This is a genomic window from Neobacillus sp. OS1-32 (genome assembly GCF_030915425.1).
GTDB lineage: Bacteria > Bacillota > Bacilli > Bacillales > Cytobacillaceae > Neobacillus > Neobacillus paridis.
On the sequence record NZ_CP133263.1, the window covers coordinates 1,279,135 to 1,305,786 of the forward strand.

A 26,652-nucleotide genomic window follows, 5' to 3' on the forward strand; every position below is an offset into this window, starting at 1 on the left:
ATTAACGTTCATCTCCTACCAACGAGTTCGCAAGCATTGCTGGATCGATTGTGGTAATATCTTCCGGCACACTTTGTCCATTTGTAAGATACGTAATTTCATATGGATAGTGGTAGGCAATATTCAGGATTGAACCATAACTGGAGGTCTCATCAAGTTTTGTTAAAATCAATTTATTAACGGGACTTTCCAAAAACTCATTCAATAAATATTGTAAGTCCTCATACTTTGTGGTCAGGCTCAAGGCCAAATAATTATCACTTATTAATGGATGATGTAAAAATTCATTGATGGACTCGCGATTTTTTTCATCCTTAAAATTTCGTCCGGTCGTATCCATATAAATAAGGTCGAAATGCTTTAATTTCATCAGTACCTGATCCAATTCTTCGCGTGACCGGGCCACTTCTATCGGTACATTCAAAATACCAGCATATGTTTTCAGCTGTTCGACCGCGGCGATACGGTAGACGTCTGTCGTAATCATGGCAACCTGGCGCTTTTGTTTGAGGATTTGTTCCGTCGCTAATTTGGCAATTGTCGTTGTTTTGCCAACACCGGTTGGACCAATAATGTTAATCAGCCGGACATCTTCTGGAAGGACGTTGGACTTTGGGGTTCGTCTTTCAATCATTCCCTGAACAATGGAAATCATTTCTTGTTCAATAGCCTCATCCGTTGCTGCATTCAGAGAGCCAAACTTTTCGATCATGGCATTAACCGTTTGGATCACAATAGCTTCCAGAACCGATTCAGTCACACCTTGTTGTTTCAGCCGGTTTATCCATTTGGCAAAGCGGGCCGTCGGACCATTACCCTGCTTTTCCCCCGTCATAAAGACCATCATCATATTCTTGAGACTCTTTAATTCATCAAGAAGATGGTCAGGTTCTGCTGGTTTCGCTTTGGGAGGAGCGACAGTTTTTTCTTTCTCGCTGTCTGCATTCTGGGAATAATATTGGTACAACATTTGCGGCTTCTTATGAAAGCCAGAGCCTGTTGCTTCACTGCTTTGGCTTTGATTTGCTGCCGGTAACCCGTTATTATCGGATTCATTGATCCCCTTTGAATTTACACCCTCGAGATTGGTATGGTGAATACTTCTTTTGACAAGCACATCGTTTATTATTTTGCGCTTTTGCTCATCTGAAAAATTCGTCTCTTCTATCGGCTTAACTGCTGTTTTCGAGGTACTCTCGATAAGCGGTTTTTCATTTTCCATGTCCATCGAAACATTTCGTGCCGCCTGTGGAGGGTCTTGGTCCATGGAATAAGCAGTTACCTCGAATTTTTGTTTGGCAAAAAAGCCAAATAGGCCGCCGGATTTTATCGCCCGGGTATTGACAATAATGGCATTATCGCCCAATTGTTGGCGGACCATTTTTAAAGCAAGAGGGATGGAATCTGCGACGATTTTTTTTGTTTTCATATGTTCACCACTCCAATACTTTGAATCTCAATGTCAGGCTCCAGTTCCGTATAGGAAAGAACAGGTACTGTCGGCATTATTTTATCAACAAATTGCTTTAAATACATCCGAATCGATGGTGAGGTAAGAAAAATCGGCTGACCACCGGATTTCATTACCCGTTCAATTTGGGCTTGCAGTTCTTCGGTAATTCTGCGTGATAATTGCGGGTCCATCGATAGATAGTAAACCCCGGAATCGGTTTGCTGAATACTATCAGAAATCCCCTTTTCTAAGGAGGCACCGGCCGTTAGGACATGAATGACGCCTTGATCCGCATATTGCTCTGTTATTTGCCGGGTTAATGACTGTCGGACATACTCCGTTAACACCTTGGGATCCTTCGTGTACACCGCATAATCAGCCAATGTTTCAAAAATCGCCGCTAAATCGCGAATCGATATTTGTTCCCGCAGCAGATTTTGCAGTACCTTCTGAATTTCGCCGACCGACAATAGATTCGGAACAAGTTCATTGACAAGATTTGGATGTGTTTCTTTCAGATTATCGATTAATTCCTGAGTTTCTTCCCGATGCAGCAGCTCGTGGGCATGTTGCTTCAGCACCTCTGTTAAATGGGTAGCAATTACCGATGGCGGGTCGACAATCATATAGCCCATCAATTCGGCTCGCTGTTTTTCTTCTGCGGTAACCCACACTGCCGGAAGTCCAAACGCCGGCTCAACGACGCGAATGCCTTCTATTGTCTCAGCATCCTCTCCTTGGATCATCGCGAGAAAGTGATCAAGATACACTTCCCCAGAAGCAATCTTACTCCCTCGGAATTTTAACACATATTGATTGGCCGGTAATTGCAAATTATCACGGATCCGGATCGTTGGAATGATCAATCCTAACTCAATTGCAAACTGCCGCCGAATCATCACAATCCGGTCTAGAATATCGCCGCCTTGCTTTTGATCTGCCAAGGGGATTAGCCCATAGCCAATTTCGAGTTCCAAAGGATCCAGCTGGAGCAAATTGACAACCTTCTCAGGACTGCGGATATCTTCTTCCATTTCCGCCTTTTCCAATTCTTCGCTCATCAGCTCATCCTGTTTCGCAGTCCTCTGAATCGATAACCCGCCCAAGATCAGCAGCAAACCAACGGGTATTGTCAAAAGCAGGCCAATCGGTGTCAGCAGGCCCAAGAGCATAATCGTCCCTGCAACGATATAGAGCAGTTTTGGATAACTAAACACCTGTTTAATAATATCTGATCCTAAATTTCCTTCCGAGGCAGCGCGGGTAACGGTTATACCGGTTGCCGTGGAAATCAACAAGGCTGGAACCTGACTGACGAGTCCATCACCGACAGACAACAGTGTGAAGGTACTGGCAGATTCCGCGAACCCCATCCCGTGGATGACCATTCCAATGATAAAACCGCCGATGACGTTGATTAACAGAATGACAATCCCGGCGATCGCATCCCCTTTGACAAATTTACTGGCACCATCCATCGCCCCGTAAAAATCGGCCTCCTGCTCAATCTTACGGCGGCGCATTCTCGCCTCTTGCTCACTGATTAACCCGGCATTCATATCGGCATCGATACTCATTTGTTTACCAGGCATGGCATCGAGGGTGAACCGAGCCGCTACTTCAGCAACCCTTTCCGAGCCCTTGGTAATGACGATAAACTGGATGACGACAAGAATTAGGAAGACAACGAAACCAACAACCGGGCTTCCCCCGATAACAAAGGAACCAAAGGTCTCGATGACCCGGCCCCCATCTGCCTTGGACAGGATGGAACGGGTTGTCGAAACATTCAATGCCAGCCGAAATAACGTCGTCAATAGCAAGGCGGTTGGAAAAATAGAAAACTCCAAGGCCTCTTTTGTATTCATCGCGACTAGTAAAATCATTAATGAAATCGAAATATTACAGATTAACAAAAAATCCAGCAAAATGGTCGGCAGCGGGATGATCATCATGGCGACAATCAAAATTACTACCACTAATACTGATAAATCTTTTGTCTTCATGTCATCATCCCCTTATAACGGCCATCTTGATAGTATACATAAGCCAAAATTTCACCAACTGCGTTGAACAGCTCCTCGGGGATCGTCTCGCCGATCTCCACCGCGGCAAACAACGCCCGTGCCAAAGGGCGGTTTTCGACAATCGTGACCTTATGTTCCTTGGCAACCTCTTTAATCTTTAAGGCAATATAGTCCCGGCCTTTGGCGATTACTTGCGGTGCATCCATCGTCTTGATATCGTAGCGGATGGCGACCGCAAAGTGGGTCGGGTTGGTAATGACAACATCAGCCTTTGGCACTTCGCGAATCATTTGATTCATTGCCATTTGCCGCTGAATCGCCCGCCTTTTCCCTTTGATCACCGGATCCCCTTCCATCTTTTTAAACTCATCTTTAATTTCTTGCTTGGACATCCGGATTTTCTTCTCAAAACTATATTTTTGATAGATAAAGTCGCCTACCGCCAGAACAAGTAAAGCAGCCGATGCGGCCAAGCCGATTTGCAGAATCAACGAAGCTATAAAACTGGAAACATCCCAAATATTTTTTTCTCCAAGAACGAGAAAGTCGTTCTTTTTTTGCCAAATCACCACAAAAACAACGACACCGACAATCGTAATCTTCAAAATTGATTTTATCAATTCGACCAGTGATCTTAGCGAGAACAATCGTTTCAAGCCTTGCAGCGGGTCCAGCTTTTTAAAGTCCACTTTGATCAGTGAAAAATTAAACATGAACCCTACCTGCATCAAGTTGGTGGCAATTCCGACAATCAGCACAACGAGCAGGATAGGAGCAATTATTTTTACGGCATCCAGCAGTAATTGGTTGAATAATAGCTTAGTGCTGGAAATGGAAAGATCCCAGAGCAGATATTCACGATAAGTATGCCGGTAGATATCTAAGCAGCCTTCGATGAAACTTTTTCCCCAAACCATTAAACAGGCGAAGGAAAATAACAGTGTAAAGGCCGAAGAGATTTCGATGCTTTTGGCAATCTGCCCTTTCTTGCGAACCTCGCGGCGTTTCGTGGGCGTTGCCTTTTCTGTTTTTTCACCTGAAAAAAGCTGTAAATCCAAATGAAGCAGCATGCCTACGCCCCCATTATTTTCAAGATCGAAGACATTGAGTCAAACATATTTTCAAACAGGATATTCACCAGATAAAAGAAACCAGGTAAAAGAAAAATATAAAGTAAAAAGTGCAATAAAATTTTTACCGGCGGAGCCACGGTGAAAATGTTCATCTGTGGAACCGTCTTAGCGAGAATTCCAAAAGCTACATCCGCCAAAAACATCGCCCCTAAGATCGGAGCGGCCATCATGAAGCCAATCATAAACATTTGTTTGACACAATCGAGAATAAACAACGACAAACGCCCATCCGACCAGGCAGGAATGGTACTTTTTATCGCTATCCAATCAAAGCTCGATAAAATTCCTTGAATCAGCAGGTGATGTCCATTCGTCGATAATAAGAATAAAATCGCTAAAATATATTTTAAACGGCCGGTAAGCTGAGTAGTTGTCCCGAAGCTGGGGTCAAACAGACTGGCCATTGAAAAACCAATTTGCATATCTAAAATATTTCCGGCTACATGCACAGCAGACAGCCAAATCGTTGCCGTAAACCCCAAAACAATACCGACAAAAAATTCCTTCAGAATTAACAGCATCAGCACCGCCTGCGGCAATGAAGCGAGCGGTTCCTTAAGCAATCCGACACAAAGAATTCCAAGGATCGCACTTAGGCCTATTTTATAAGTATTCGGGATCTGCCGTCCCGAAAATAACGGGGCCGTCACCATAAATGAAGCAATGCGAACAAAGATTAGCAGCAGACTCCACCAATAGGAAGCATCCATTATTTTCACCTACCCGATAAATTGAGACAGATTTCCCAACAAATGCTCGGTGAAATCAACGACATACCGCAACATCCACGCCCCACACACAAGAATCGTCAAAAAAACAGCAATAATTTTGGGGATAAAGGCTAGCGTCTGCTCCTGAATCTGGGTAGCAGCTTGAAAAATACTGACTAATAGGCCGACTGCCAAGGCTACACCTACAACGGGCGTAATCACGATGAGAATTGTGTAAATCGCTTCCTGGGCAATCCGCAGGATTAATTCAGTGGACATCAACCATCACTTCCTTTAAAAACTCTTGAGCAGGGATTCAACAATCAAATACCATCCATCAACAAGAACAAATAATAAGATCTTAAATGGCAGCGAAATCATCACCGGCGGCAGCATCATCATCCCCATCGACATCAAGACACTAGAGACGATCATATCAATCACCAAAAAGGGCACAAAAATCATAAATCCCATTTGGAAAGCCGATTTTAGTTCGCTGATAGCATACGCTGGAACAAGTGCTCTTAAGGGAATATCTTCCACTGTTTTTGGTTTCTTCATCTTGGCATAATCCAAGAACAGGGCCAGGTCCTTCTCCCGTGTACTCTTGGTCATAAATTCCTTTAATGGACCACTGGCGGCTTTAAAGGCCTGCTCTTGGCTGATTTTTCCAGCCATAAACGGCTGGAATGCTTGATCATTAATCTGCGAAAATGTCGGTCCCATAATAAAAAACGTCATAAATAGAGCCAGGCCAATTAATACTTGGTTAGGTGGTATTTGCTGCGTTCCAAGGGCGTTGCGGACAAAGCTGAGCACAACCACAATCCGGGTAAAACAAGTCATCAACACGAGCACTGCCGGGGCAATCGATAAGACCGTGATGAAGAGAATAATCCGCACCGTATTGGAGACTTTATCGGGATCATTCGAACCTAAATCAAGCCCCGGTAAAATCGTATTGGCTGGCCCCGCCGCATGGGTGACAGTGATAAAACCAATGGTTAACAGAGGAACGAGAAAAGCTAACTTACGCCACATTTTCTTACTCCTCTCCACGGTGTTTCTTGATGTTTTGCAGCTGTTTTTGAAAAACGGCATTCCAAATTTTTTTGGTATCTTCAGGCAGCCACTTCGAAGAAACCTCTTCCTCTACATTTTCGAGGTTTTCCAGCAAATGCTGATATTCATCCCCCTGGGAGATGGTTCGCAGCAGGGTAACGGTTTCCCCTACACCGACCACATAAATGGTCTGGCCGATCAGCAAAATTTGCAACGACCGATTATTACCCAAGGGATAATCGCCTAAAGGGATGATTGGACCATTTGCCGGCAATTGCTTGTTTCGTTTGGCTAAAAAACGTAATAAAACAAATAGCAAAAAAATAACAAACACGAACGATATGATAAATTTGAGAAATAAGGAGAAAATAGAAGATCGACTATCTTCGACATTACTCGATGAAGGCTTGGACGATTGATCCCCCTTCTGGATAGTGTCATAGACGGAAGGTTCGCCAGCGGCGGTATACTCCGCGGCGAGTATGGAAGGTTGATAAAATACGAAATTAAAAACAAAAGCTAAAAATAACATGATGTGTTTCATGGTTTTCTCCTTCCTTGGAGTCAATTCTATTTCTCTAAATTCACGGAGATTTGTGCAGCCAGTCCTGCGTCTTTTTTAGAAATTTCCGTAAGTACTTGTGAACGACTGTCCGTGTTCATTTTTTTCATCAATGCCATGGCCGTTTGCGAATTTGTTTTCATCATTGATTGAATCAGCACGGCAGCTTGCGCCGACGGCATCGCTGCAATCGTATCGGCCAAAGTGGCAGCTGGGTCATCTTGGCTTTTGAGTATGTCTTGTAACTGTTGCTTTAATAATGTTGAATCTGTTGTGTTTAGATTGCCAATTTCCTTCAGCAACATCGTGATTTGCGCTGCCCGTTTCGTGTCTTTCATACTGGCCAGAATGCTGCTTTGCTGGTCAGAGTCGAGTGTCGAAATAGTGATCGCCCCATCCTCCACTGACATCGATTCGATGATGGAAGCAGCCTTTGAAGCAGACATATTTTCATAGATGGCAGCAATCTTTTTTTGCTGGGCGGCATTGTTTTGTTTCGCTTGATCTTTCAGTTGAAATTCCAATTGTTTGTTCGCTTTTTTCAAATTGTCAAGCTGCTGCTGCATTGAATCAACTTGGTTATTTAAACTGTCTATTTCCTTGTTTGCCTTCTTTAAATCGGCATTACTTTGGTTATATTTTTCTTTCCATAATACCGATTGACGATCATTGTTCGCCACTTTCGTAGAAGAAGCAGGGTCAGGTATAAGATAGTTTAAAACCGGAACCTGATTTCCCCATTTTTGTGCGGTTTCCCAGACAGGAAATCCTAGCCAGTTAAATAAAAATAAACCTAAAATAAACATGATAAGTATTGGAAAAAGGCCAAAGAAAATAAATGACTTTAGTTTTCCATGCTTCTTCTCTTCCATCGGCATTTCGCTCCTCATACCTTGTGGGAATAACGTAGGACGGCCATTTCATCCAGCAAAGCCTGTTCCTTTTGATCCATCTGTTTTTGAAAAGCGGCCCGCGATTTTTTCCTCCACTGATTCCACATTTTTACTTCCTGAAGCCTTTCAATCAGCACTTGGTGTTTTTGCTCCACTTCCAAATGGATTTCCTCCGACTTTGCCTGCAGCTGTTTCATTTTGCGGTTAACATGCTCCATCTCTTGCTGGATGGTTTGGAGGTCAGACACTTTTTTGCGGTCAACATCATTGTATTGATTAAATACCTTGTCTTTTTCCATGGCCAGACCGTCAAGCTGCTCTTCCAGCTCCAACTGGCGCAGTTTCACTGAGCCATATTCCTGCTTGGCAAATTCCTTTTCTCTTTCTTTGAAATCAAGTACCTTTTGATATGAAAATTTAAAAGCCATCACTTCATCGCTCCAAATTGTGAAATTAGGAATGATCTTGCATCCTCCAGTTGCGATGCTTCATAAATTCCCTGGCGCAAAAAATGATCCATGATCGGCTTTAACCGCATTGCCTGATCAATGTCGCGATTTGAGCCCTTTTTATAGGCCCCAATATTGATTAAATCCTCGGCTTCGTTATAAGTAGCGAGGAATTTTTTGAAATGATTTGCCGCTTGCAAATGTTCATCAGAAGTGATTTCCGTCATCACCCGGCTGGCGCTGTTTAACACATCGATTGCCGGATAAATTCCTTTTGCCCCAATGGACCGATTTAACACAATATGGCCATCCAAGATGCTTCTTGCGGCATCAGCAATCGGTTCATTCATATCGTCCCCGTCAACCAAAACAGTATAGATGGCGGATATCGAGCCTCTTGGTCCCGTACCGGCACGTTCCAATAATTGCGGCAGCATCGCGAATACGGAAGGCGTGTACCCTTTTGTCGTCGGCGGCTCGCCGATTGCTAAGCCGACTTCCCGCTGGGCCATCGCGAAACGGGTAACCGAATCCATAACAAGTAAGACGTTTTTCCCTTGATCACGAAAATACTCGGCTATCGAGGTTGCCGTTAAGGCCCCTTTAATCCGGATCAGCGCCGGCTGATCAGATGTCGCCACGACAACCACTGATTTTTTCAACCCTTCCTGACCTAAGTTTTGCTCCAAAAAGTCGAGAACTTCGCGTCCCCTTTCACCGATTAAGGCAATCACATTCACATCTGCAGACGTATTGCGGGAAATCATCCCGAGAAGTGTACTTTTACCAACGCCGCTGCCGGCAAAAATCCCCATTCTTTGTCCTTTTCCCATTGTCAATAATCCATCAATGGTTCTTACGCCTACCTCTAAAGGGACGCAAATTCGCGGACGGCTGAGCGGATTAGGCGGCTTGGCATTGATAGGGACATCTTCCAAGCCCAGCGGCAACGGTTTGCCATCCATCGGTTGTCCCAAACCGTCAAGAATCCTGCCGAGCAATTGATGACCCGCTTTCACTGTCATCGGTTTGCCACTGGCAACGACATCACAGCCGGGACCAATGGCCTGTACCTCGCCAAGAGGCATAAGCAAAACTTTGTTTTCTCGGATACCCACTACTTCAGCCTGGATTGGCGGTCCGGACTGAGTCGGATAGATAGAGCACAGTTCACCAATTCTGACATCAGGTCCTTGTGATTCAATCGTCAGCCCAATGATTTGGGTGATTTTTCCATTTACCCGAACCGGATCAATTCCGCGAACGATCTTGACATAGTGTTCAGCTGTCAATGTCATGCTGCATCACCTTCCTTGCCTCAAGGAGGGCCCTTTTGATCTCTTCCATTTGTGTGTCAATCCGAGCATCAATGCTGCCATATTCCGTTCGAATGACACACCCTTTAGCAGCAACGGAATAATCGGGGATGATCTTGATTTCGGTTTCCCCGTTCACGACAGAGATAAGATGTGAGCGCTGCGATTGAATATAAGGATAGTCATCTGGGTTCACACAAATGGTAATATGCTCTTTCTCCTTAAAACGAAGAATATGCTGCTTAATGAGTTCAATAAATTTATCGGGATATTCCTCTAACTCTTGTTTAATAATTTGACTGGCAATGACAGTACTCAGCTCCAGTAGAAAAGGCTCCGCTTCAGAAATTATCGCTTTTTTTTGCTCGTAGGCCTGCTGTAAAATATCGCCTGCTTGAGTCAATTTTTCACGATAGGCTTGCTCAACTTTGGCAGTTGCTTCCTGCTGTCCGCTAATATAGCCTGCCTGAAACCCTTCCTCCTTGGCAGCCAAGGACATTTCCTCAAGCTTCTGGTTATTTTCCGTCCACCACTGGTTTATTCGTTCTTCTGCTGCTGTTTCGATCGCCTGAGCCTTATTTCTTGCCTCCTGAATGATAGCTTGGGCCTTTTCCTCAGCCTCCTGAATGAAGAGATTCGCGTCGGAATTTGAGAGGCTATTCGCCTTTTCAGCCTCATCTGCATCGGTTGAAATAGATGAGTTAGCTGGGATATAAACAGGAGTAATCACCTTAACTTCATCCGTGATCGAAACGTTCGCAGCTTTGAATATTTTAGAGTATGATGCCATCATTAGCACCCCGTGCAATAATTATTTCACCGGCATCCTCTAAGTGGCGAATGACAGAAACAATTCTGCCTTGTGCTTCTTCAACATCCTTTACCCTGACAGGTCCAAGATATTGCATTTCTTCTTCGAAACTTTCGACCATCCGTTGTGACATATTTTCGTAAATGACTTTTTTGACTTCGGGACTGGATGCTTTCAACGCTAGCATTAAATCTTGATTATCAACTTCCTGAATAACCCGCTGTATCGCACGGCGGTCTAAATTGATAATATCCTCAAAGACAAACATCCGCTTCTTGATTTCTTCAACTAAATCATTGTGTTTTCTGCCCAAGTTTTCGAGAATACTCTTCTCGGTTCCGCGATCAACCCCATTTAAAATGCCAACAATCGACTCAATACCACCGACCACACTAAAGTCTTTACGTATCGTTGCCGATAATTTCTGTTCAAGAATTTGTTCCACTTCTTTAATGACATCCGGCGATGTTTGTTCAAACTGTGCGATTCTCCTGGCCACATCTGCCTGCAGTTCTTCCGGAAGTGACGAAAGAATGGTTGATGCCTGCTGCGGCTCTAAATGCGCCAAGACAAGGGCAATCGTTTGTGGATGTTCATTTTGCAGAAAGTGATAAAGCTGCATTGGATCCACCCGGCGGGCAAAATCAAACGGTTTCACCTCAAGCTGAACCGTTAATTTCTGAATAATTTGTTTTGCCCGTTCCCTGCCCAGAGCAGTTTCAAGCACATCCTGAGCAAAGGTAATCCCGCCCATCGCCAGATAGTCATTGGCAATGCACATTTCATGAAATTCTTTTAAAACTTCCTCTTTTTCTTTGGAGTCAACCTTTTTAACATTGGCGATTGCCAGCGTAAGCTGTTCAATTTCTTCCTCTGACATATGATTAAACACTTTTGAGGAAGCTTCTTTTCCCATCGAAATCAGCAAAATAGCTGCCTTTTGTTTTCCGGTTAATTTTATTCCAGTTGCCATCGGATCTTAAGCCTCCTCTTCATGCAGCCACGTCTTGATCACTTTGGTAAAATCCTCAGGCCTTTGGTCAAGCAATTTTTTCAACTGGCTTTCAACGCTCATATCTTCCTCAAAATACGTTATTTCTTCCAATGGTTTGCTAATCATGATGTCTTCTTCTTCCGGTTCCAATGAATTTTGTTTTCGCCGCCGCAAGAAGAACCATACCAGCCCGCCAATCACCAGGACGCCTGCGATGGCTGCAATCAGATAAAGCCAGTTAAACGGCTGCTTTTGGCTGGCCAAAGTATTTTTTTGAAACGTATGCGGAAAAATTGTGATCCGCTGATCAATTTGCTGCTGCGTCAAATTGGGATGACCAAGCGCTGTTTGCACAGTATTCGAGACAATATTTCGAATACTATCCTGTGTTGCTTGTGACAGTGTCTTCGTATTGGGATTATCCGGTTCCACCCCGACATTAATCGTAATATCTTCAATTGCATATGGACTTTGGATAATCTCTTTATTGATCCGGTTAATTTCATAATTAACCTTTTCATTTGATTCCTCGTAATTGCTGTCACCGCTGGAATTAGAGGCAGCATATCCAGGAACATCCGTTTCTCCCGTGCCAACCACTCCGCCGTCACTGCCGCCTTTTCCGGTGTATGTTTTATAATCCTTCTCCGAACTGATAACAATTCCTTTGTTACTGTCTTTTGCCGGCTCGACTAATTTTTCATCCGTTTTCACCTTATCAAAATTCATTTTAACAAAGGTTTGGACATAGACTTTATCGGTACCAAGGATCGTACCCAGCAAATTTTGCAGGTCCTGTTGAATATCACCTTGAATATTTTTTTGTATTTTTCGTTGTTCATCATATTTTGTTAGTGACTGATCATCACTTTCATTATTAAGGTCATAGGTTTCGCTGTACTGGTTCATAATCGTGATGTTTTCAATAGGAAGATTGGGTACACTGCGTGACACTAATGTGTAGAGTGCCCGTATTTGTCCGGAGTTGAGTTTTACTCCAGGTTCAACCTCGACCATGACCGATGCACTTGCTTTCTGTTCAACATCCTGGCGGACAAAAACGGAATTCTTGGGCAACGTCAAAATAACTTCCGCATTTTTGATTCCATCGACATTTTCCAGTACATTTGCCACTTGATTTTGCATCGCTTCCCGCTCAAGGATTTCATATTGTTTGTCGGTCGCTCCAAAAGAAAGATTTTGACCGAAAATATCATAATTAATTTTATTATCTTTTGGATACCCCGCTGAGGCGAGACTGACAATCAAATCTGGTGCATCCTTTTTGGGAACTTGAATCATCGTCCCATTTGACGAGATTTGATACTTTGTATATCCTTCCTTGTCCAGTTCAGCTTTGATATCCCCGATTTCCCGCTGTGTCAATTGTCCCGTATATAAAGGAACATATTTCGGGCGAGAAGCCACAAAAATAAAGGTGGATAAGGCAATAAAAAGAACTAAAAAGGTTCCAATAATGAACCACTTTTGTTTGGAGCTTCTTGCCTTCCAATATTGGTTAATATTCTCTTTAGTTTTTTTGATTTGATCTATCCATGATCGATTCATTTCTCACCCTGCCCAGCTTTCCATTTTTCCGGCTTAGTTCGCTATCCCCCATAAGTTAAAAACCACTTCGGAATGAAAGCACAGAACGCCTTCGTTTCCGAAGTGTTCTATGCTTGTCAGGTTAAAAGCATGCGAACTCCGCTTTTCTTTTTATTAGCTCCGGCGCTTATCGCCAAGCTTCTATCATTCTTTAGATTTGCATCCGCATCATTTCTTGGTAAGCTTCGACAGCCTTATCTCTTACCGTCACCGTCAGTTCCAAGGCTAATTTCGCTTTTTGAGAGGCAATCATCACATCGTGTACATTATCAATCTCTCCTGCAGCTGCTTTGGCAGCTAGGTCAGACGACTGCTTCACGGCCGCATCAACATTATCTAAATAACCCTTGAGGACGTTTGCAAAAGAAGTGGAGGGTTGATTGTTATCCACCTTTTGGAATGGATTTTGATTCATTTTGATTGCACCCGTACTAATTTGTGAAACATTCATTTAAATTCCCCCTAACGCCCGATTTCCAAGGCCTTTAACATGATCGATTTCCCTGTATTAAACGAGGTGACATTGGCCTCATAGGCACGTGACGCCGCTAGCATATCGACCATTTCCTTTGACAGATCAACATTTGGCATATTAACATAACCATCTGCATTGGCATCCGGGTTAGTGGGGTCATAGACCATTTTGAAAGGTGTTTGATCTTCAACAATCCCAGTAACCTTAACCCCTTGCAGGTTTGTTTGCGGTTGTGTTTGTTTCTCCAATTGCCCCTGCAAAACTTGATTAAAAGAGTTGACTCTTGGTTCCATGACAACCATTTTTCGGCGATAGGGCTCCCATTGACCGTTCACCAATTTCCCCCGGGTTGTCGAGGCATTGGCTATATTGGAGGAGGTGACATCCATTCTTAAACGCTGTGCTGTTAACGCCGATGCACTAATATTTAAGGAATCAAACATTATTTTTATACCCTCCCTTTAATGGCAATGGATAACTGCTGAAACTCACTATTGACCTGTTCCACTAAAGTGTTATACCAGATGGCGTTTTTGCCCATATTTGTCATTTCTTCATCAACATCGACATTATTTCCGTTATTCTGCATCGTTGTGCTTGAATTTTCAACAATTTTCGCAACCGGTACCCCAGAAGGCTGACCAATCACAAAATGACGGGAATCTGTGCGATTACCGACAAAATTGGTTGAATTTGATTGATTGGATAAATGTTGTTTTAATACGTCCTCAAAAACTACTTTTTTCTCTTTATAACCAGGGGTCTCAGCATTTGCTATATTATTAGAAATGGCCTGTTGACGCATAGTTGCTGCACTTAAGGCAGACTGAAGGAGATTAATATTACTCATAAAGATTACCCCGCTTCACAATCTTACTTGTTTGATAAACTTTGATTTTCCATCAAATTAATCTATATACTCCACCATAATACTATATTAAGGTTGTAAAATCGACAACTTTTTTTATCGACGAAATCCGACAACTGGGATTGGTTTCCTTGTTTCCATTACACAGTCAGTTTATTAAAATACTTGGTTACACCGGTCACCCAATAATTGTTTAACCCGGTAGGATCATTGGCAGCACCAACCGGAGCGTACTTTGCACCCATTTTGGCAATCGTCGTTAATCCTTCGCCAATGTAATTTTTACTGATGTTCCGCGCCATGTCCATTATGCTCTCTTCTACGGAAGCGTATGATTTTAGGCCATTAATTCCCATCATGCCGGCAATATTGTTTTTTTCCATTGCTGCCCGGGATGTTCCATTTCCGGTTTCATGCTGGGCGATAGCCGCCAATAATGCCGGGTTGACATTATAGTAATTTCCAGCGCGGATAAAAACTTCTCCCATCCCTTTCAGTTTTCCATCCAGCTCTTGATTCAGCTTCTCTGCACTGATATTGCTAAACCGAAAAGAGTCATTTTGAATGGGAATATCGGTTAGCAAATTAGAAGTATTTTGATCAACAGAAGGAATGCCCAGATCTACGGTATCAGGAGATGCAGGATAGATTTGTGCTGCAATAGTTGATGGTGCCTGGGACTGCATTAATAAATTATTTAATACGGTCATGAACAGGTTGGCAAAATCCGAGCTTGGATTCTCGGTCTGAGTTGTTATATTTTGATTTCGGTATAAAGTATCAATCAACAATGATTTCGTATACCAATCATCACCAATTTTCATTGACAAGCACCCTTTCTAATTGAATATCAAATCAACTCTTCCAACAAGGAACATAAATCCTTCATAATCATTTCCGGAAGCATTGAAAGATAGAGCAGCTGGCCGTCTTCAATGATCGCCTCTACCAGAACAATCGTGCTAGGATCTTCCTCTGTTTTCAACACCAGAATTTGCTTATCCCGATAAACAAGATTTTTTATCATAAAATAGGATTTTATCACCGGGTCATCAATAAAAATCCTTATGGGCTGTTGAAAAAACGGCTGCTTCTTTTTGTAATCAATAAAATGATAAAGCTTGCCCTGTATTGGTTTGTCTTTCATCCATTGCTGCCGGGTCATGGGAATCTTCCTTTTTTTCATATTATTAATATCTTTGAGTTTTAGCAACCCAATTTCATACATCGTTTATTTTTAACTATAAACATATTATGCAATTTTATTTCGCGATTGTATATGAAAAAATTGTAACAATACTGAAAAAAATGATAGAAAATGATAAATAATGATAAAAAATGCACATTCTTGTCAAAAATTGTTCAGAATGCGCATTTTTATTTCCATATTAATTTTTCGAATCAATAAAAGCTCCATTTGTTTGTTTATAATAAGGACGGTATTTGGAGGTGATCTGCCGTTTCAATTCCATTTGTTTAATTTCTTTTTGAATAGCATTCAAATCGTTATTCATAAGGGAACTCATTTCCTGATCGAGTTTGAGTGTTTTCTCAAGGTATTGTTTAGCTTTAGAGGAATATTGAAACCCCGGTTCAGCGGCCTTCAGGGCATCCACTGTTTCCATCAGCTTGTTTCGCTCATCTAATAGCTTGGTATACTCTTCGTCATTTCCTGTACTTACCATCTTCATCATCGCTTCAGTGATGGAATAAATTTTTTCGATTACCTCATTTATCATAGTATCAGACCTTAACTATTTTTTTGCTTGCTTCATGGCTTCCTGCCATGTTTCTGTCAATTCTACCGCATATCCTTCGACTTCTTCGAGAATGGCAGGGTCTTTTTTTAAATTGGCTTCAATTAGGCGGGATTTCATATAATCATACATCGACTGCAGTGACGCGGATATGGGAAATTCCATCTTCAGTGTCACCATTAACTCACTTAATATATCCTGTGCCCTTAAATTGTATGTATGACAATCTTCCAAGTGATTATTTTGAAGTGCCATTTTTGATAGACGGATAAATTTAACCATTCCCTGATACAACATGAGCGTCAAATCTTCCGGTTTAGAGGTTGTGACCGCTTGTTTTTGATAGGTTTGATATGGATTTGCCATTGTCTTGAACACTACTCCCTTCAAAATCCATTCTTATCTTCTTATATTATAGTATATCGGATAAATCTTTTAAAAGGTTAATAGGCTAAAGAAAACTCGCCGATTGGCGAGCCCAAAAGGACGATTCATGAGGCGTAGTTCGCCCAAAAGATTAACTTTTGGGCTGCGATGCCAATACTAGCGAAGCTTTCCTTAGTGCCCTTATGCATAATAGGAAAGTTTTTATACTTTCCTATCTGCCAAAAAAGGTTATCCCGCCTGGAATAACCTTTTAATCGACTGGTCTTATCCTCCTACCTGGAGAACGACACCGAAGCCGTCAATTATATAATTAAGTCTTTGATTATAAGATTTCAAATTTTGAATTTTGGCAGCGTCACCTAGCTGGTTAAAAGCCAAGATTTCCTTTGCCAATTTGGAAACTTCCAATTGTAACGAGTCATTCCGCTGTTTCTCCTGAAATAATTGCTGCTCCAGCTTCTTCACCTTTTCGCGCGAAGTTTCTTTCTCCATTGTGATCGCTGACTTTAATTCATCCATTTTTTCAACAGCTTCCTGATTTTGAAGCGCCATATTGGTTAACAGATATAAACTTTTTAATAGTTCATTCAAATTAATCCCTGGAAGTTTTTGAACGTTCGTGATTAATCCTGATAAAATATCAAGTAAATCATCATTTGGTAAAGGACTGGTTTGCTTTTCCGGGGACTTTGGCGGAAGGTCACAAATGACTTCTGTCGAAAGGACAGGAATCCGTTCTTGGAAAATTGTCGTAATCCGATGGGCGTTTACTTCAGAGGCTTGTTCTCTATCTTTTGATTTCATTGCAGAGTAATATTTATAGTTTACAGACTGATAGCCCCGATCCAAAAGCTGTGCCACCTCATCCAACAATTCCGTAATATTTAGACCGCCTTCCTCCTGGCGTTCCTTAATATAATGAAACATAAATTCAATCTCATGCTTCGTCCATTTACGATTTATTTTCTTCTGCTCCCCAGATGAATGATTAGTAATTTCATCATTCAACTGTACCATCATCAAAAAATTAAAATAGTATGGTAGTGTGCCGCCTCTTAATTTGTGCTCCGTCTCCAGTTGTTTGATGAAATCCTCCTCTGATGGACCGACCTTTTGATGGATAATTGCTTCTTTCAGCTGAAATATGGCAGATTTCAAACTCATTCTTAAGCCCCCTTTGTTAAATATTTACTTGGATATGATAAAAACGTCTGTCTTTTGAATTCTCTCTTCGTCCTACTAGCAAACAATTCGTATCAAATCTGACGTTCTTGGGTGTAATCGAAATAAATTCTGAATCGAAAAATCCTTCCTATCACTAATTATATCTCTTCTGTAAGATTTTTCAATTCATTTAAACAAAAAAAATGTTCTTTAAAAAGAAAATTGTTTATTTATAAAAATCCCTCTTAAATTAAGGGATTTTAGGTTAATAGTACAGAAATCTATCTCTTCATTCGCATTTGTCGTTGTTTTTGAAAACAAAATTGCACAATCTTTGATTCATCTTTACGGTCTAATACTGTAAACTGCATGGCGACATGCTTCACATTATTTTCTAAGACACGGATTCGCTTAATGACACCTTTAAAGGATATCGGGCTTGAATCGGGAATGAAAATGGTTCCAGAGAGCTCTTCCCCTTCTTTTAGATCCATTTCAAAGGTGCAGGAAAATAACAAGCCACCAGCACTAATATTGATCGTATGTAATTCCATTTCATCAATTTTTAAACGGATGGTCGTTTCGACACGGAAATTTTCCCGTAATTGAATTTTTTGAATTTGATTTTCCTGTGGTTTTGTGATTCGAAATAAAGAGATTCTTTCTCTCTTTCTTCCTAAAATCTTCGTCTTAAATTGGTATTTATTATCATCCACCGTGAAAGAGACTGCAATGCTTGTTCCCTCAGGAAACAATCCAACCGGATCTTGATCCATCGGCTGGCTAATAAGAATTTCATCATCACTCACCTCAGCAACCATGGAGTGGCAAATTAAGTCTTTATCAGGTATTTCTATAACAATTTTCTGATTAACTTTAGGATACATAAAACATCACCAACTTCATAGATTTTATGCAAGTCCATTTTATGGATAACGGTTCTGAGCTAGATCCGCAAATGTTCAGAAAGCATTTTTCTTTTAGATTAACATATTTTCTCCAGATCCGTCCCTTATCCGGCAAAAAAAATGAACTGCACAATAAATGCAGTTCCCGATCAAGCGAATAGTAAACTATTAAAAATTTGCCCGTTATTTGGTGATCAAAAATTTCGGTAGCTGCGTATAGATTTTTCCCTCATTAACGCAAGAAGTCGACTAATGATGGCTGAATAATTCGGGCACCAACTGCCAAGGCGGCACGCTGTACATTTTCCTGTGATTTCAAATCAATAATGACCTTTGATAAATCGGCATCTTCCGTATTGGATAATAACGTAGTCGTTGATAACTCCAGATCATCGATTCGCGACACGCTTAATTCCATCCGGTTCATCCGTGCCCCTAATTCCGCACGCTGCTCTAAAACATTATCTATTTGCGCATCCAATTGACTTAAATAATCGTCTGAACCTGATCCATCGGCGCCACTAAGACCGTCGGCGATGTTTGTTAAAACGGAAAAGATACTTCCAATTTTTGGATTATTAAAAATATCCTGACCTGATACGTTTATTTGAACGGAATTGGTTTGTCCAAGTGAAACTTCGAGGCTTTCGGAATTCCCCTTAAAATCCCCCGTGTCCTTCTGATAAGGGGGATTTTTGACATCGGTGCCGGCGAAGATATATCTTCCGGCCATTTGGGTATTAGCGATTTCTCCTAAGTGCTCCTTCAATTGATTAATCTCAGCAGTAATCGCATCCAGGGCACTTTTATCATTTGTTCCGTTTAATCCTTCAACGGTAAGTTCGCGAACCCGCTGCAAAACCGAGTTGACTTCACCCAAGGCATCATCAGAGGCGTTCAACCATGAAAGACCGTCATCGGCATTTTTCTTATATTGCCCAATGTCATTTAAGCTTGAGCGGTAATACATGCTGCGAACGGCTAAAACAGGATCATCCGATGGTTTATTAATCAGTTTTCCCGTGGCGAACTGGTTTTGGTATTTCTCCATCGATTGATTGGTTTTATTTAAATTAAATAAAAAATTTTGATTTAGCATATTTTGTGTAACGCGGTTACTCATATCAGATCACCTACAATCCTACCCGGCCCATGCCATTGATGACTTTATCGAGGCATTGGTCCATGGTTGTAATCATTCGGGCAGCGGCATTATAAGCCTGCTGAAATTTAATCATATTGGCCATTTCCTCATCGAGAGAGACACCGGATACAGACTGACGGCGATTTTCCACCTGTTGGACAATCACATCTGAGTTATCCTTCATCCGCTGTGCTTCCTGCGAATCAATTCCGATTTGACCAATGATATTCCGATAAAAATCACTAAATGTAGCTGTTGTTCCGTCAATCGTGATCGTTCCATTATTTTTGAGTTTGGCAATGGCCTGGGCATTGTTGCCATTACCTGAAGAGGAAGTCCCGGTTCCTGAACCTTCCTCTTGCGCAGCGGCAATTTTATCGAGGGAGCTTTTAATATCAGCACTTATATCCAAGCTATTGTCGGCATTCCAGGAAAAGAAATCAATTCCTGTTGCAGGTTCCATGCTAATCGATCCATCAGCTTTTTTTTCCATGTAATAACCTTGTTGATGAAGAGTATTTACTTGGTTAACAAACTCTGTTGCAAACTGATTCAAACTTTTTTTAATATCAGGAATTACTCCTCCAGCTGTCGTTCCGTACGATTCAATCCGAGCAAGTAGTTCTCCCGATGACAGGTCTAGGGCATTTTCTAAAGCCGTTTTTATCTCATCCGGGCTTAATTGAACACCAGGCTCTTTTATAATAACACCTTGAACATATGATGGGTTCGTATCACTATCGTATACAACTTCTATTTCTTTATAGTTAGTTCCTGAGACCAACTCTTGCCCGGCTACTGTAATGTTGACCATGCCACTATCCAATTTGGTTACATTCGTAATATCGACCATTTTAGACAATTGGTCGATCAGCACATCCCGTTGATCATATAAGTCATTCGGCTCATAATTATTGGCTTCAAGGCGGGCAATTTGATCATTTAAATTGGCAATTTGTTTCGTAATTGAATTCAAGTCTGATTGTTTCGTGGAAATAACCAGCTTTAAGTCCTTCTTAATATCATCCAACGAATTAGACAAATAATTAAAGGTCTCCGCTACAGCAACTCCGCGCTGGCGGACAACCGAACGGGCCGAGGCACTGTCGGGATTTTTGGCGAGCTCTTCCCAGCTGGACCAAAACTGATCCATGACATAGGCCAGGCCATTATCTGACGGTTCGTTTAACAGTCCCTCAATTTTGCTTAAGGTATCGCTCTTGGCTTCCCAATAGCCTACGTTCTTGTTCTCGGTACGATATTGAATATCCAAATAATCTTCTCTCAGCCGTTCAATTTTGTTCACATCAACGCCAGTACCTAATTGATAAGACGACATGCCCGGAACAGAAATCGGATTTGTCGCCTGCATATTCACGCGCTGCCGAGTATAACCGACAGTTCCGGCATTGGCAATATTGTGGCCGGTGGTCGATAGAGCCGCTTGCTGCGCAAACAGCCCTCGTTTTCCAACCTCTATTCCATGAAAAGTTGACGTCATAGTATCCCCTGCTTTAAATCATATTTTGGCATCTAACAGATTAGCATATTGTTTGGTCGCTTTTGGACCATAACCGATCGCCGGTTCATTTTTCACCAGCAGTCCAACAGAATATTGAATAAAAGAAAGCGATGTTTGAATTAACTGCTGATTACTCTCATTCAATTCCGCAATGGTTTTAATTTTACATCGCAGCTCTTGGGCAATCGATTGTAACTGTATCTTCCTATCGGCATCATCCACTGCATTTATTAATTCTTCCAATGTATAAGAATCTCCTGTCAGTCCTGATTGAGTCATAAAAGCCTGAACTTCACTTTGTCTTTGCAGTTCAAGCCGCTCGATTTCATCCGCACACTTAGATTCAAGCTGAATCAAATTTTGGAGCCCCTGAATATTGCCATCCACAAGTAAATTTCGCTTTTCGTTTGCCAGTTCCAGCAGCTGTCCATGTGCAGTATTCATGGCCTCCAATGTTTGAATCACATGATTAAAAGAATCCATCCTGTTGTCACCTACCTGGAAGTTCCCTTCCAAAAATCAATCATTTTATCGGCTACTTTACCGCTGTCAATCTGATATGTTCCCGCGGCAATTTGTTGTTTTAATTCTTGAACCCGCTGCTGCCGCTGTGCTTGGTCCGACATCATCGCTTGTGATATCTCCCGTCCCTGTGATGAAATCTCAACATTTGCCGATGACGAGGTCTTTTTGGATGAATTGGTTTGTATATGATTAACACGATTTTGTTGTTTTTGGTATGAATATAAACCATAACTTGTTTCATTAATTCGCATATATAAGTCCCTCCCTCTTACTTATTTATCTTTATCGGCTATTTTTTAACAAAGTTTAGGAACCCTGAAAAAATAATTCCATTTCCGATTCAATGATGAACTTCTTCTATTTTATCAAAATGTCAATTGATTTTCACCATAATGATGATGAGATAATCAAATTTTATCGAAAACACATAAAGAGGCTGCTCCAAATAGCCAGGCACCCATATATTGTAATGCTGATGCCATTCTTTTGGAGCATCCTCCGCTGTTGCACCCACGCTATTCGATTTTGAATTTCTTGATTTCCTGATTCAGCCGCTCAGCCAAGTCTCTTAAGTCATTAGCATACTGGGCAAACGTACTCATCGTTGCCGAAATCTCTTCGGTAGAAGCGGAAACCTCTTCCGTCGCTGCAGCGGTTTGTTCAGAAACGGCAGTTATGCTATCCATTTCTTGATTGACCGTTTCCTTGTTTGCTTGACTATCTTGAACAGACAATTCCACATCTTGAACCTTCTGCGTCAACTCCTGTACGGAAGATAATATATCGTTAAAAATTGCTTTCGTTTGATTTACCGCTTCGTCCTGTTCGGTTACGGCCTGGTTCGTCCGTTCCATTGCTTCCACGGCATTTTTTACAACCGCCTTTATGCTGTTGACAATGCGCTTAATCTCGTCAGCTGAGGCTTTTGATTGTTCCGCCAATTTACGGACCTCATTCGCAACGACAGCAAACCCTTTTCCATGTTCACCAGCCCTTGCCGATTCAATTGAAGCATTTAAGGATAGAAGATTAGTTTGATCGGTAATTTTGGTAATCGCTTCAATAATGGTATTGATCGCTTCCATTTGGGTATCGACCTCTTTAATAATGGAAGTTACCTCGGTTGTTGATGATTTAGTTACCGACGTTTTATCTGTCAGGAAGCCAATATTTTCTAACCCTTGACTGCTTAATTCCATCGAACGTTTTGAAACTTGATTCATATTTTCGGATGCTCTGGCGATTTCATCCAGTTTTTTTGATAATTCCTTCATTTGATCATAACCGTTTTGAACATTTTTCGCCTGCATTCCCGCTCCTTGAGCAATTTCTCCTATTGCCTGGGTCACTTCTGATAAGGCTGCATTGGTTTCTGTTGTGATCACCGATAGATTAGCGGAAGTATCAAGAACCGTTTTCGAAGAATCTTTGATTTGTTTCAGGGAACTGGAGAATTGATCCATCGTATGATTAAAGCTTTGTTCCAATTCTTTAAACTCATCTTTTGTTTTGATCGAAACTCTTTCGGTAAAGTCCCCATTTGATGCGACTTCCAAGGCATCTTTGACAGTATGAATATTTTTCGAGATCACTCGGCTCATGATATAAGCACCAGCGGCGGATAAGGCCCCAAACAGTGCGGTTAAGTACCAGCCAATGTTTCTAATTTGAATTGCGCCCTTGATTAACTCTGTATTGTCTTCGGTTGCAACGAACTTCCAGCCTGTCTTTTCGTTGGTTGTAAAGGAGGAGAATAACTGTTTTCCTTTAAGTGTATATTCGCTGTTCCCCTGCTGCCGATCCTTCATGTCTTGCCAAAACGGGAGTGTTTTGACGGAAACAGATTTCTTCGGGTTGACATCCGGGTGATAAATATAGGTGCCGTCAGCCCCGATTATGCTGATAAAACCGTTTTTACCCACTTTAATATGTTTCAAAGCTTTCGAGAAATCGCCCATGTCCAAATCAATTGCTACTACACCGACAAGCTTCCCGGACTTATCCTTTACTGCCTGAGCCAACGTAAGCACCATTTGTCCTGTTCCTTCATCCGCATAAGGCTTGCTGAAGAATGTTTCACCATCTTTTTCCACAGTATTTTTGTACCAATCTTGCTGTGTCGGATCATAGTTCGGCGGCAACGGATCATTGGGGGCACTTAACATATCTTTTTTCTCAGAACCAAAGTACACGTAAGCATACTCTTTATTGGTATTCAAGGTTTCCTTCAATAATTGATAGGAGAGTTTTTTACGCTCCGGATGTTGAAAAAAATCGGTAAAATTACTATTGTGAGACAATTGGTTAAGCTGATGTTCCACCCCATCCAGTTTATATGTAAGGCTTGTGCTGGTTTGTTCTGTCAAATGAAGGGTAGAATCAGCAAGCTGTTCTTTCATGATATTCTTCGTAAAAGTATTGGAAATTAACGCAATCGAAATCGTTGGAATAATGGCAACAGCTGTCATTCCGGCAATCAGCTTCGGTTTCGTATTTCTCCATTTAAACTTTGCCCTTTTCTTCTCATTCATAATATTTCCTCCAAAATATGTAAAATGATAATTTTATAATTAGAAAAACTATAATTCTCCATGTTCATCTTACCTGTTTTATTAAACCAGAATTATGATGGATTTAACAGTTTTCTTTAAAACTTGTTTCAAAATTGTGGACAAAAAGCGAAAGTTTTGTGTTGACAAAAAAAGGGATAGAGAACAAAGTCCTCACCCCCGGAAAATTATCACTTAAAACTGGCCAGCCTCATTAAATATCACATTTTAATTTTTTTCAATTTTAAATTTCTTAATTTCCTGATCCAACTGCTCAGACAGGTCTTTTAAACCGTTGGCGTGCTGGGCGAAAGTACTCATAGTAGCCGATATTTCTTCCGTTGAAGCAGAGACTTCTTCCGTAGCGGCTGCGGTTTGTTCGGATACAGCTGTAATGCTGTCCATTTCCTGACTGACGGTTTCTTTGTTCGTTTGGCTGTCCTGGACAGACCCTTCAACAGCCTGTACTTTTTGTGCCAATTCCTGAACAGAAGTTAAGATATCATGAAAAATCGCTTTCGTTTCATTAACCGCCACATCCTGCTCGGTTACCGCCTGATTGGTTCGCTCCATGGCTTCAACCGCATGTTTTACAACCGCTTTTATGCTGTTGACAATCTGTTTAATTTCATCGGCTGATGCTTTCGATTGTTCTGCTAATTTGCGCACTTCATTGGCGACAACTGCAAATCCTCTGCCATGTTCTCCAGCTCTCGCTGATTCAATTGAAGCATTCAAAGATAATAGATTGGTTTGATCGGTAATTTTCGTAATCGCTTCAATAATCGTATTGATTTCTTCCATCCGCTCATCGACGTCCTTGATAATCGAAGAAACTTCGGTAGTGGATGATTTTGTTAAGGCGGTTTTATCCGTTAGGAATACGACTTTTTCCAAACCTTCACTGCTTAGTTCCATCGACCGCTTGGAAACATGATTCATTTTTTCAGTGGCAAGTGAAATTTCATCCAATTGCTTAGATAATTCCATCATTTGGTCGTACCCTGTTTGTACATTTTTAGCTTGCATCCCCGCTCCTTGGGCAATTTCACCGATCGCCTGGGTTACTTCCGAGAGAGCCGCATTTGTCTCGGTTGTAATGACGGAAAGGTGCGAGGAGGTATCAAGAACAGATTTCGAAGATACCTCGATTTGCTTTAAGGAATCGGAAATTTGCTCCATGGTATGGTTAAAGCTTTCGCCTAAATCATGAAATTCATCATGTGTTTTGATCGATACCCGTTCGGAAAAGTCTCCTTGTGAAGCAGTTTCCAAGGCATTTTTTACAACATTAATATTTTTCGCCATTCTCCTGCCAAACACGTAGGCACAGGCGGCGGATAAAACACCAAAAATCGCTGTCAATATCCAGCCAATATTACGAATTTGCCTAGCACTAGCATTTAATTCTGAGTTATCGATGGTTGATACGAATTTCCAACCCGTCTTATCATTTGTGGTAAAAGTAGAGAATTTATCTATGCCTTTTAAGGTGTATTCACTGCTTCCCTGCCGGCTGTTTTGCAGATCCTGCCAGAGGGCTAGACTATTAATTGATGTTGCGGTATTTTTGTCGCCCTTATTTTTATAAATATAAGTACCATCTGGTGCAATTATGGACATATAGCCTTTTTCACCAATTTTAATTTGATCGACAGATTTGGAAAAATTATTCATGTCGAGGTCAATCGCAACTACGCCAACTATATTTCCCTTTTTATCTTGGACTATTTTTGAAAGTGTTAAAACCATCCTATCTGTACCGGCATCTTTATATGGTTTGCTGTAGTACACATCACCATTTTTTTCAACTGCTTTTATATACCATTCTCTCTTTCTTGGGTCGTAATCATCATTTAAAGTATCGTTTTTGGGTGAAACGATCATATCTTTTTTGGCTGAACCAAAATAAACAAATGCATACTCTTGATCAGTCTGTTTTGCCCCATCTAATAATATTTGGGCATTTTTCAGGCTTTCTTTCTTTTGGGAAAATTCAGTGAAAATCATATCGTGGGCTAATTGGTCTAACTGGTGGTCCGCTCCTTCCAATTTGTAATTTAGCCCTGTACTTACCTGTTCCGTCAACTGCGTCGTTGATTTTGATACTTGATCTTTCGTGATACTTTGCGTGATGGTATTAGAGATGAGTGCGATAGAAATCGTTGGAATAATCGAAACCGCTGTCATCCCCGCAATCAATTTCGTTTTTGTACTCCGCCAGCGAAATTTTAAAAGTTTTTTATTTTCCATGATGCCCCTCCCAAGTTGTGTTTTCAAAACTTTTGACGCTATATTGATATTATCGAAAAAATCATTAGATAGTTTATAGTGA

29 protein-coding genes are annotated in these 26,652 nt (G+C 41.4%); all 29 read right to left on the bottom strand.

The genetic code is table 11. The features are described 5' to 3' along the window. Position 1: 1 nt before the first annotated feature. The 29 genes from flhF to RCG24_RS06700 all read right to left on the bottom strand — a co-directional run bounded on the left by flhF (position 2) and on the right by RCG24_RS06700 (position 26,570). The gene (gene flhF / locus RCG24_RS06560) at positions 2–1,429 is read right to left on the bottom strand and encodes a flagellar biosynthesis GTPase FlhF (protein WP_202654184.1); all 1,428 of its coding nucleotides are present in this window, start codon (positions 1,427–1,429) and stop codon (positions 2–4) included. Further along, the gene (gene flhA, locus RCG24_RS06565) at positions 1,426–3,459 is read right to left on the bottom strand and encodes a flagellar biosynthesis protein FlhA (RefSeq protein WP_308078683.1); all 2,034 of its coding nucleotides are present in this window, start codon (positions 3,457–3,459) and stop codon (positions 1,426–1,428) included. The genes flhF and flhA overlap by 4 nt, the downstream gene beginning before the upstream one ends. Continuing rightward, a complete protein-coding gene (flhB, locus tag RCG24_RS06570) occupies positions 3,456–4,550 on the bottom strand; it encodes a flagellar biosynthesis protein FlhB (RefSeq protein ID WP_202654182.1) in 1,095 nt (364 codons plus the stop codon). The genes flhA and flhB overlap by 4 nt, the downstream gene beginning before the upstream one ends. Positions 4,551–4,552: 2 nt before the next feature. After that, complete coding sequence (gene fliR, locus RCG24_RS06575) at positions 4,553–5,323, bottom strand: flagellar biosynthetic protein FliR (RefSeq protein ID WP_308078684.1); 771 nt, start codon at positions 5,321–5,323, stop codon at positions 4,553–4,555. A 9-nt stretch (positions 5,324–5,332) separates the two neighbouring features. Next, complete coding sequence (fliQ, locus tag RCG24_RS06580; RefSeq protein WP_308078685.1) at positions 5,333–5,602, bottom strand: flagellar biosynthesis protein FliQ; 270 nt, start codon at positions 5,600–5,602, stop codon at positions 5,333–5,335. A 15-nt stretch (positions 5,603–5,617) separates the two neighbouring features. Beyond that, the gene (gene fliP, locus RCG24_RS06585; protein ID WP_374049131.1) at positions 5,618–6,364 is read right to left on the bottom strand and encodes a flagellar type III secretion system pore protein FliP; all 747 of its coding nucleotides are present in this window, start codon (positions 6,362–6,364) and stop codon (positions 5,618–5,620) included. Positions 6,365–6,368: 4 nt separating this feature from the next. After that, on the bottom strand, positions 6,369–6,929 hold the full coding sequence (locus RCG24_RS06590) for a flagellar biosynthetic protein FliO (RefSeq protein WP_308078686.1): 561 nt from the start codon (positions 6,927–6,929) through the stop codon (positions 6,369–6,371). 26 nt (positions 6,930–6,955) lie between these two features. Further along, the gene (locus RCG24_RS06595; RefSeq protein ID WP_308078687.1) at positions 6,956–7,819 is read right to left on the bottom strand and encodes a MotE family protein; all 864 of its coding nucleotides are present in this window, start codon (positions 7,817–7,819) and stop codon (positions 6,956–6,958) included. Between the two features lie 14 nt (positions 7,820–7,833). Beyond that, on the bottom strand, positions 7,834–8,268 hold the full coding sequence (locus tag RCG24_RS06600; protein WP_308078688.1) for a flagellar export protein FliJ: 435 nt from the start codon (positions 8,266–8,268) through the stop codon (positions 7,834–7,836). Then, positions 8,268–9,587, bottom strand: a complete 1,320-nt coding sequence (gene fliI / locus RCG24_RS06605; RefSeq protein WP_308078689.1) for a flagellar protein export ATPase FliI — start codon at positions 9,585–9,587, stop codon at positions 8,268–8,270. The genes RCG24_RS06600 and fliI overlap by 1 nt, the downstream gene beginning before the upstream one ends. Further along, the gene (gene fliH / locus RCG24_RS06610; protein WP_308078690.1) at positions 9,571–10,398 is read right to left on the bottom strand and encodes a flagellar assembly protein FliH; all 828 of its coding nucleotides are present in this window, start codon (positions 10,396–10,398) and stop codon (positions 9,571–9,573) included. Before fliH ends, fliI begins: the two co-directional genes overlap by 17 nt. Then, positions 10,379–11,389 (bottom strand): flagellar motor switch protein FliG, encoded by a 1,011-nt coding sequence (gene fliG / locus RCG24_RS06615; protein WP_202654173.1) that lies wholly within the window; start codon positions 11,387–11,389, stop codon positions 10,379–10,381. The genes fliH and fliG overlap by 20 nt, the downstream gene beginning before the upstream one ends. Before the next feature lie 6 nt (positions 11,390–11,395). Then, the gene (gene fliF, locus RCG24_RS06620; protein ID WP_202654172.1) at positions 11,396–12,979 is read right to left on the bottom strand and encodes a flagellar basal-body MS-ring/collar protein FliF; all 1,584 of its coding nucleotides are present in this window, start codon (positions 12,977–12,979) and stop codon (positions 11,396–11,398) included. Positions 12,980–13,169: 190 nt separating this feature from the next. Continuing rightward, on the bottom strand, positions 13,170–13,469 hold the full coding sequence (gene fliE, locus RCG24_RS06625) for a flagellar hook-basal body complex protein FliE (RefSeq protein WP_202654171.1): 300 nt from the start codon (positions 13,467–13,469) through the stop codon (positions 13,170–13,172). Positions 13,470–13,480: 11 nt separating this feature from the next. Beyond that, entirely contained in the window at positions 13,481–13,936 is a 456-nt protein-coding gene (gene flgC / locus RCG24_RS06630; RefSeq protein WP_202654170.1) for a flagellar basal body rod protein FlgC, read from the bottom strand. A 5-nt stretch (positions 13,937–13,941) separates the two neighbouring features. Continuing rightward, positions 13,942–14,343, bottom strand: a complete 402-nt coding sequence (gene flgB / locus RCG24_RS06635) for a flagellar basal body rod protein FlgB (protein WP_202654169.1) — start codon at positions 14,341–14,343, stop codon at positions 13,942–13,944. Between the two features lie 158 nt (positions 14,344–14,501). Beyond that, positions 14,502–15,185, bottom strand: a complete 684-nt coding sequence (locus tag RCG24_RS06640; protein WP_202654168.1) for a glucosaminidase domain-containing protein — start codon at positions 15,183–15,185, stop codon at positions 14,502–14,504. 26 nt (positions 15,186–15,211) lie between these two features. Beyond that, the gene (locus RCG24_RS06645) at positions 15,212–15,547 is read right to left on the bottom strand and encodes a hypothetical protein (protein WP_235888033.1); all 336 of its coding nucleotides are present in this window, start codon (positions 15,545–15,547) and stop codon (positions 15,212–15,214) included. A 202-nt stretch (positions 15,548–15,749) separates the two neighbouring features. Next, on the bottom strand, positions 15,750–16,055 hold the full coding sequence (locus RCG24_RS06650; protein ID WP_308078691.1) for a flagellar protein FliT: 306 nt from the start codon (positions 16,053–16,055) through the stop codon (positions 15,750–15,752). Positions 16,056–16,115: 60 nt separating this feature from the next. Next, positions 16,116–16,484: a flagellar export chaperone FliS gene (fliS, locus tag RCG24_RS06655; protein WP_202654165.1), complete on the bottom strand. Its 369-nt coding sequence runs from the start codon at positions 16,482–16,484 to the stop codon at positions 16,116–16,118. A 285-nt stretch (positions 16,485–16,769) separates the two neighbouring features. Further along, positions 16,770–17,669: a hypothetical protein gene (locus RCG24_RS06660; RefSeq protein WP_202654164.1), complete on the bottom strand. Its 900-nt coding sequence runs from the start codon at positions 17,667–17,669 to the stop codon at positions 16,770–16,772. 281 nt (positions 17,670–17,950) lie between these two features. Then, complete coding sequence (locus RCG24_RS06665; protein WP_202654163.1) at positions 17,951–18,556, bottom strand: flagellar brake protein; 606 nt, start codon at positions 18,554–18,556, stop codon at positions 17,951–17,953. 253 nt (positions 18,557–18,809) lie between these two features. Then, on the bottom strand, positions 18,810–19,700 hold the full coding sequence (gene flgL, locus RCG24_RS06670) for a flagellar hook-associated protein FlgL (RefSeq protein ID WP_202654162.1): 891 nt from the start codon (positions 19,698–19,700) through the stop codon (positions 18,810–18,812). Positions 19,701–19,710: 10 nt separating this feature from the next. Further along, the gene (flgK, locus tag RCG24_RS06675; RefSeq protein ID WP_202654161.1) at positions 19,711–21,222 is read right to left on the bottom strand and encodes a flagellar hook-associated protein FlgK; all 1,512 of its coding nucleotides are present in this window, start codon (positions 21,220–21,222) and stop codon (positions 19,711–19,713) included. 18 nt (positions 21,223–21,240) lie between these two features. Further along, complete coding sequence (locus tag RCG24_RS06680) at positions 21,241–21,726, bottom strand: flagellar protein FlgN (RefSeq protein ID WP_202654160.1); 486 nt, start codon at positions 21,724–21,726, stop codon at positions 21,241–21,243. An 11-nt stretch (positions 21,727–21,737) separates the two neighbouring features. Continuing rightward, positions 21,738–22,019, bottom strand: a complete 282-nt coding sequence (gene flgM, locus RCG24_RS06685; protein ID WP_202654159.1) for a flagellar biosynthesis anti-sigma factor FlgM — start codon at positions 22,017–22,019, stop codon at positions 21,738–21,740. A gap of 122 nt (positions 22,020–22,141) precedes the next feature. Continuing rightward, positions 22,142–22,282, bottom strand: coding sequence for a hypothetical protein (locus RCG24_RS06690; protein WP_308078692.1), 141 nt, complete (start codon positions 22,280–22,282; stop codon positions 22,142–22,144). A 1-nt stretch (position 22,283) separates the two neighbouring features. Next, a complete protein-coding gene (locus tag RCG24_RS06695; RefSeq protein ID WP_308078693.1) occupies positions 22,284–24,299 on the bottom strand; it encodes a methyl-accepting chemotaxis protein in 2,016 nt (671 codons plus the stop codon). A 246-nt stretch (positions 24,300–24,545) separates the two neighbouring features. After that, positions 24,546–26,570, bottom strand: a complete 2,025-nt coding sequence (locus tag RCG24_RS06700; protein ID WP_308078694.1) for a methyl-accepting chemotaxis protein — start codon at positions 26,568–26,570, stop codon at positions 24,546–24,548. Positions 26,571–26,652 lie beyond the last annotated feature (82 nt).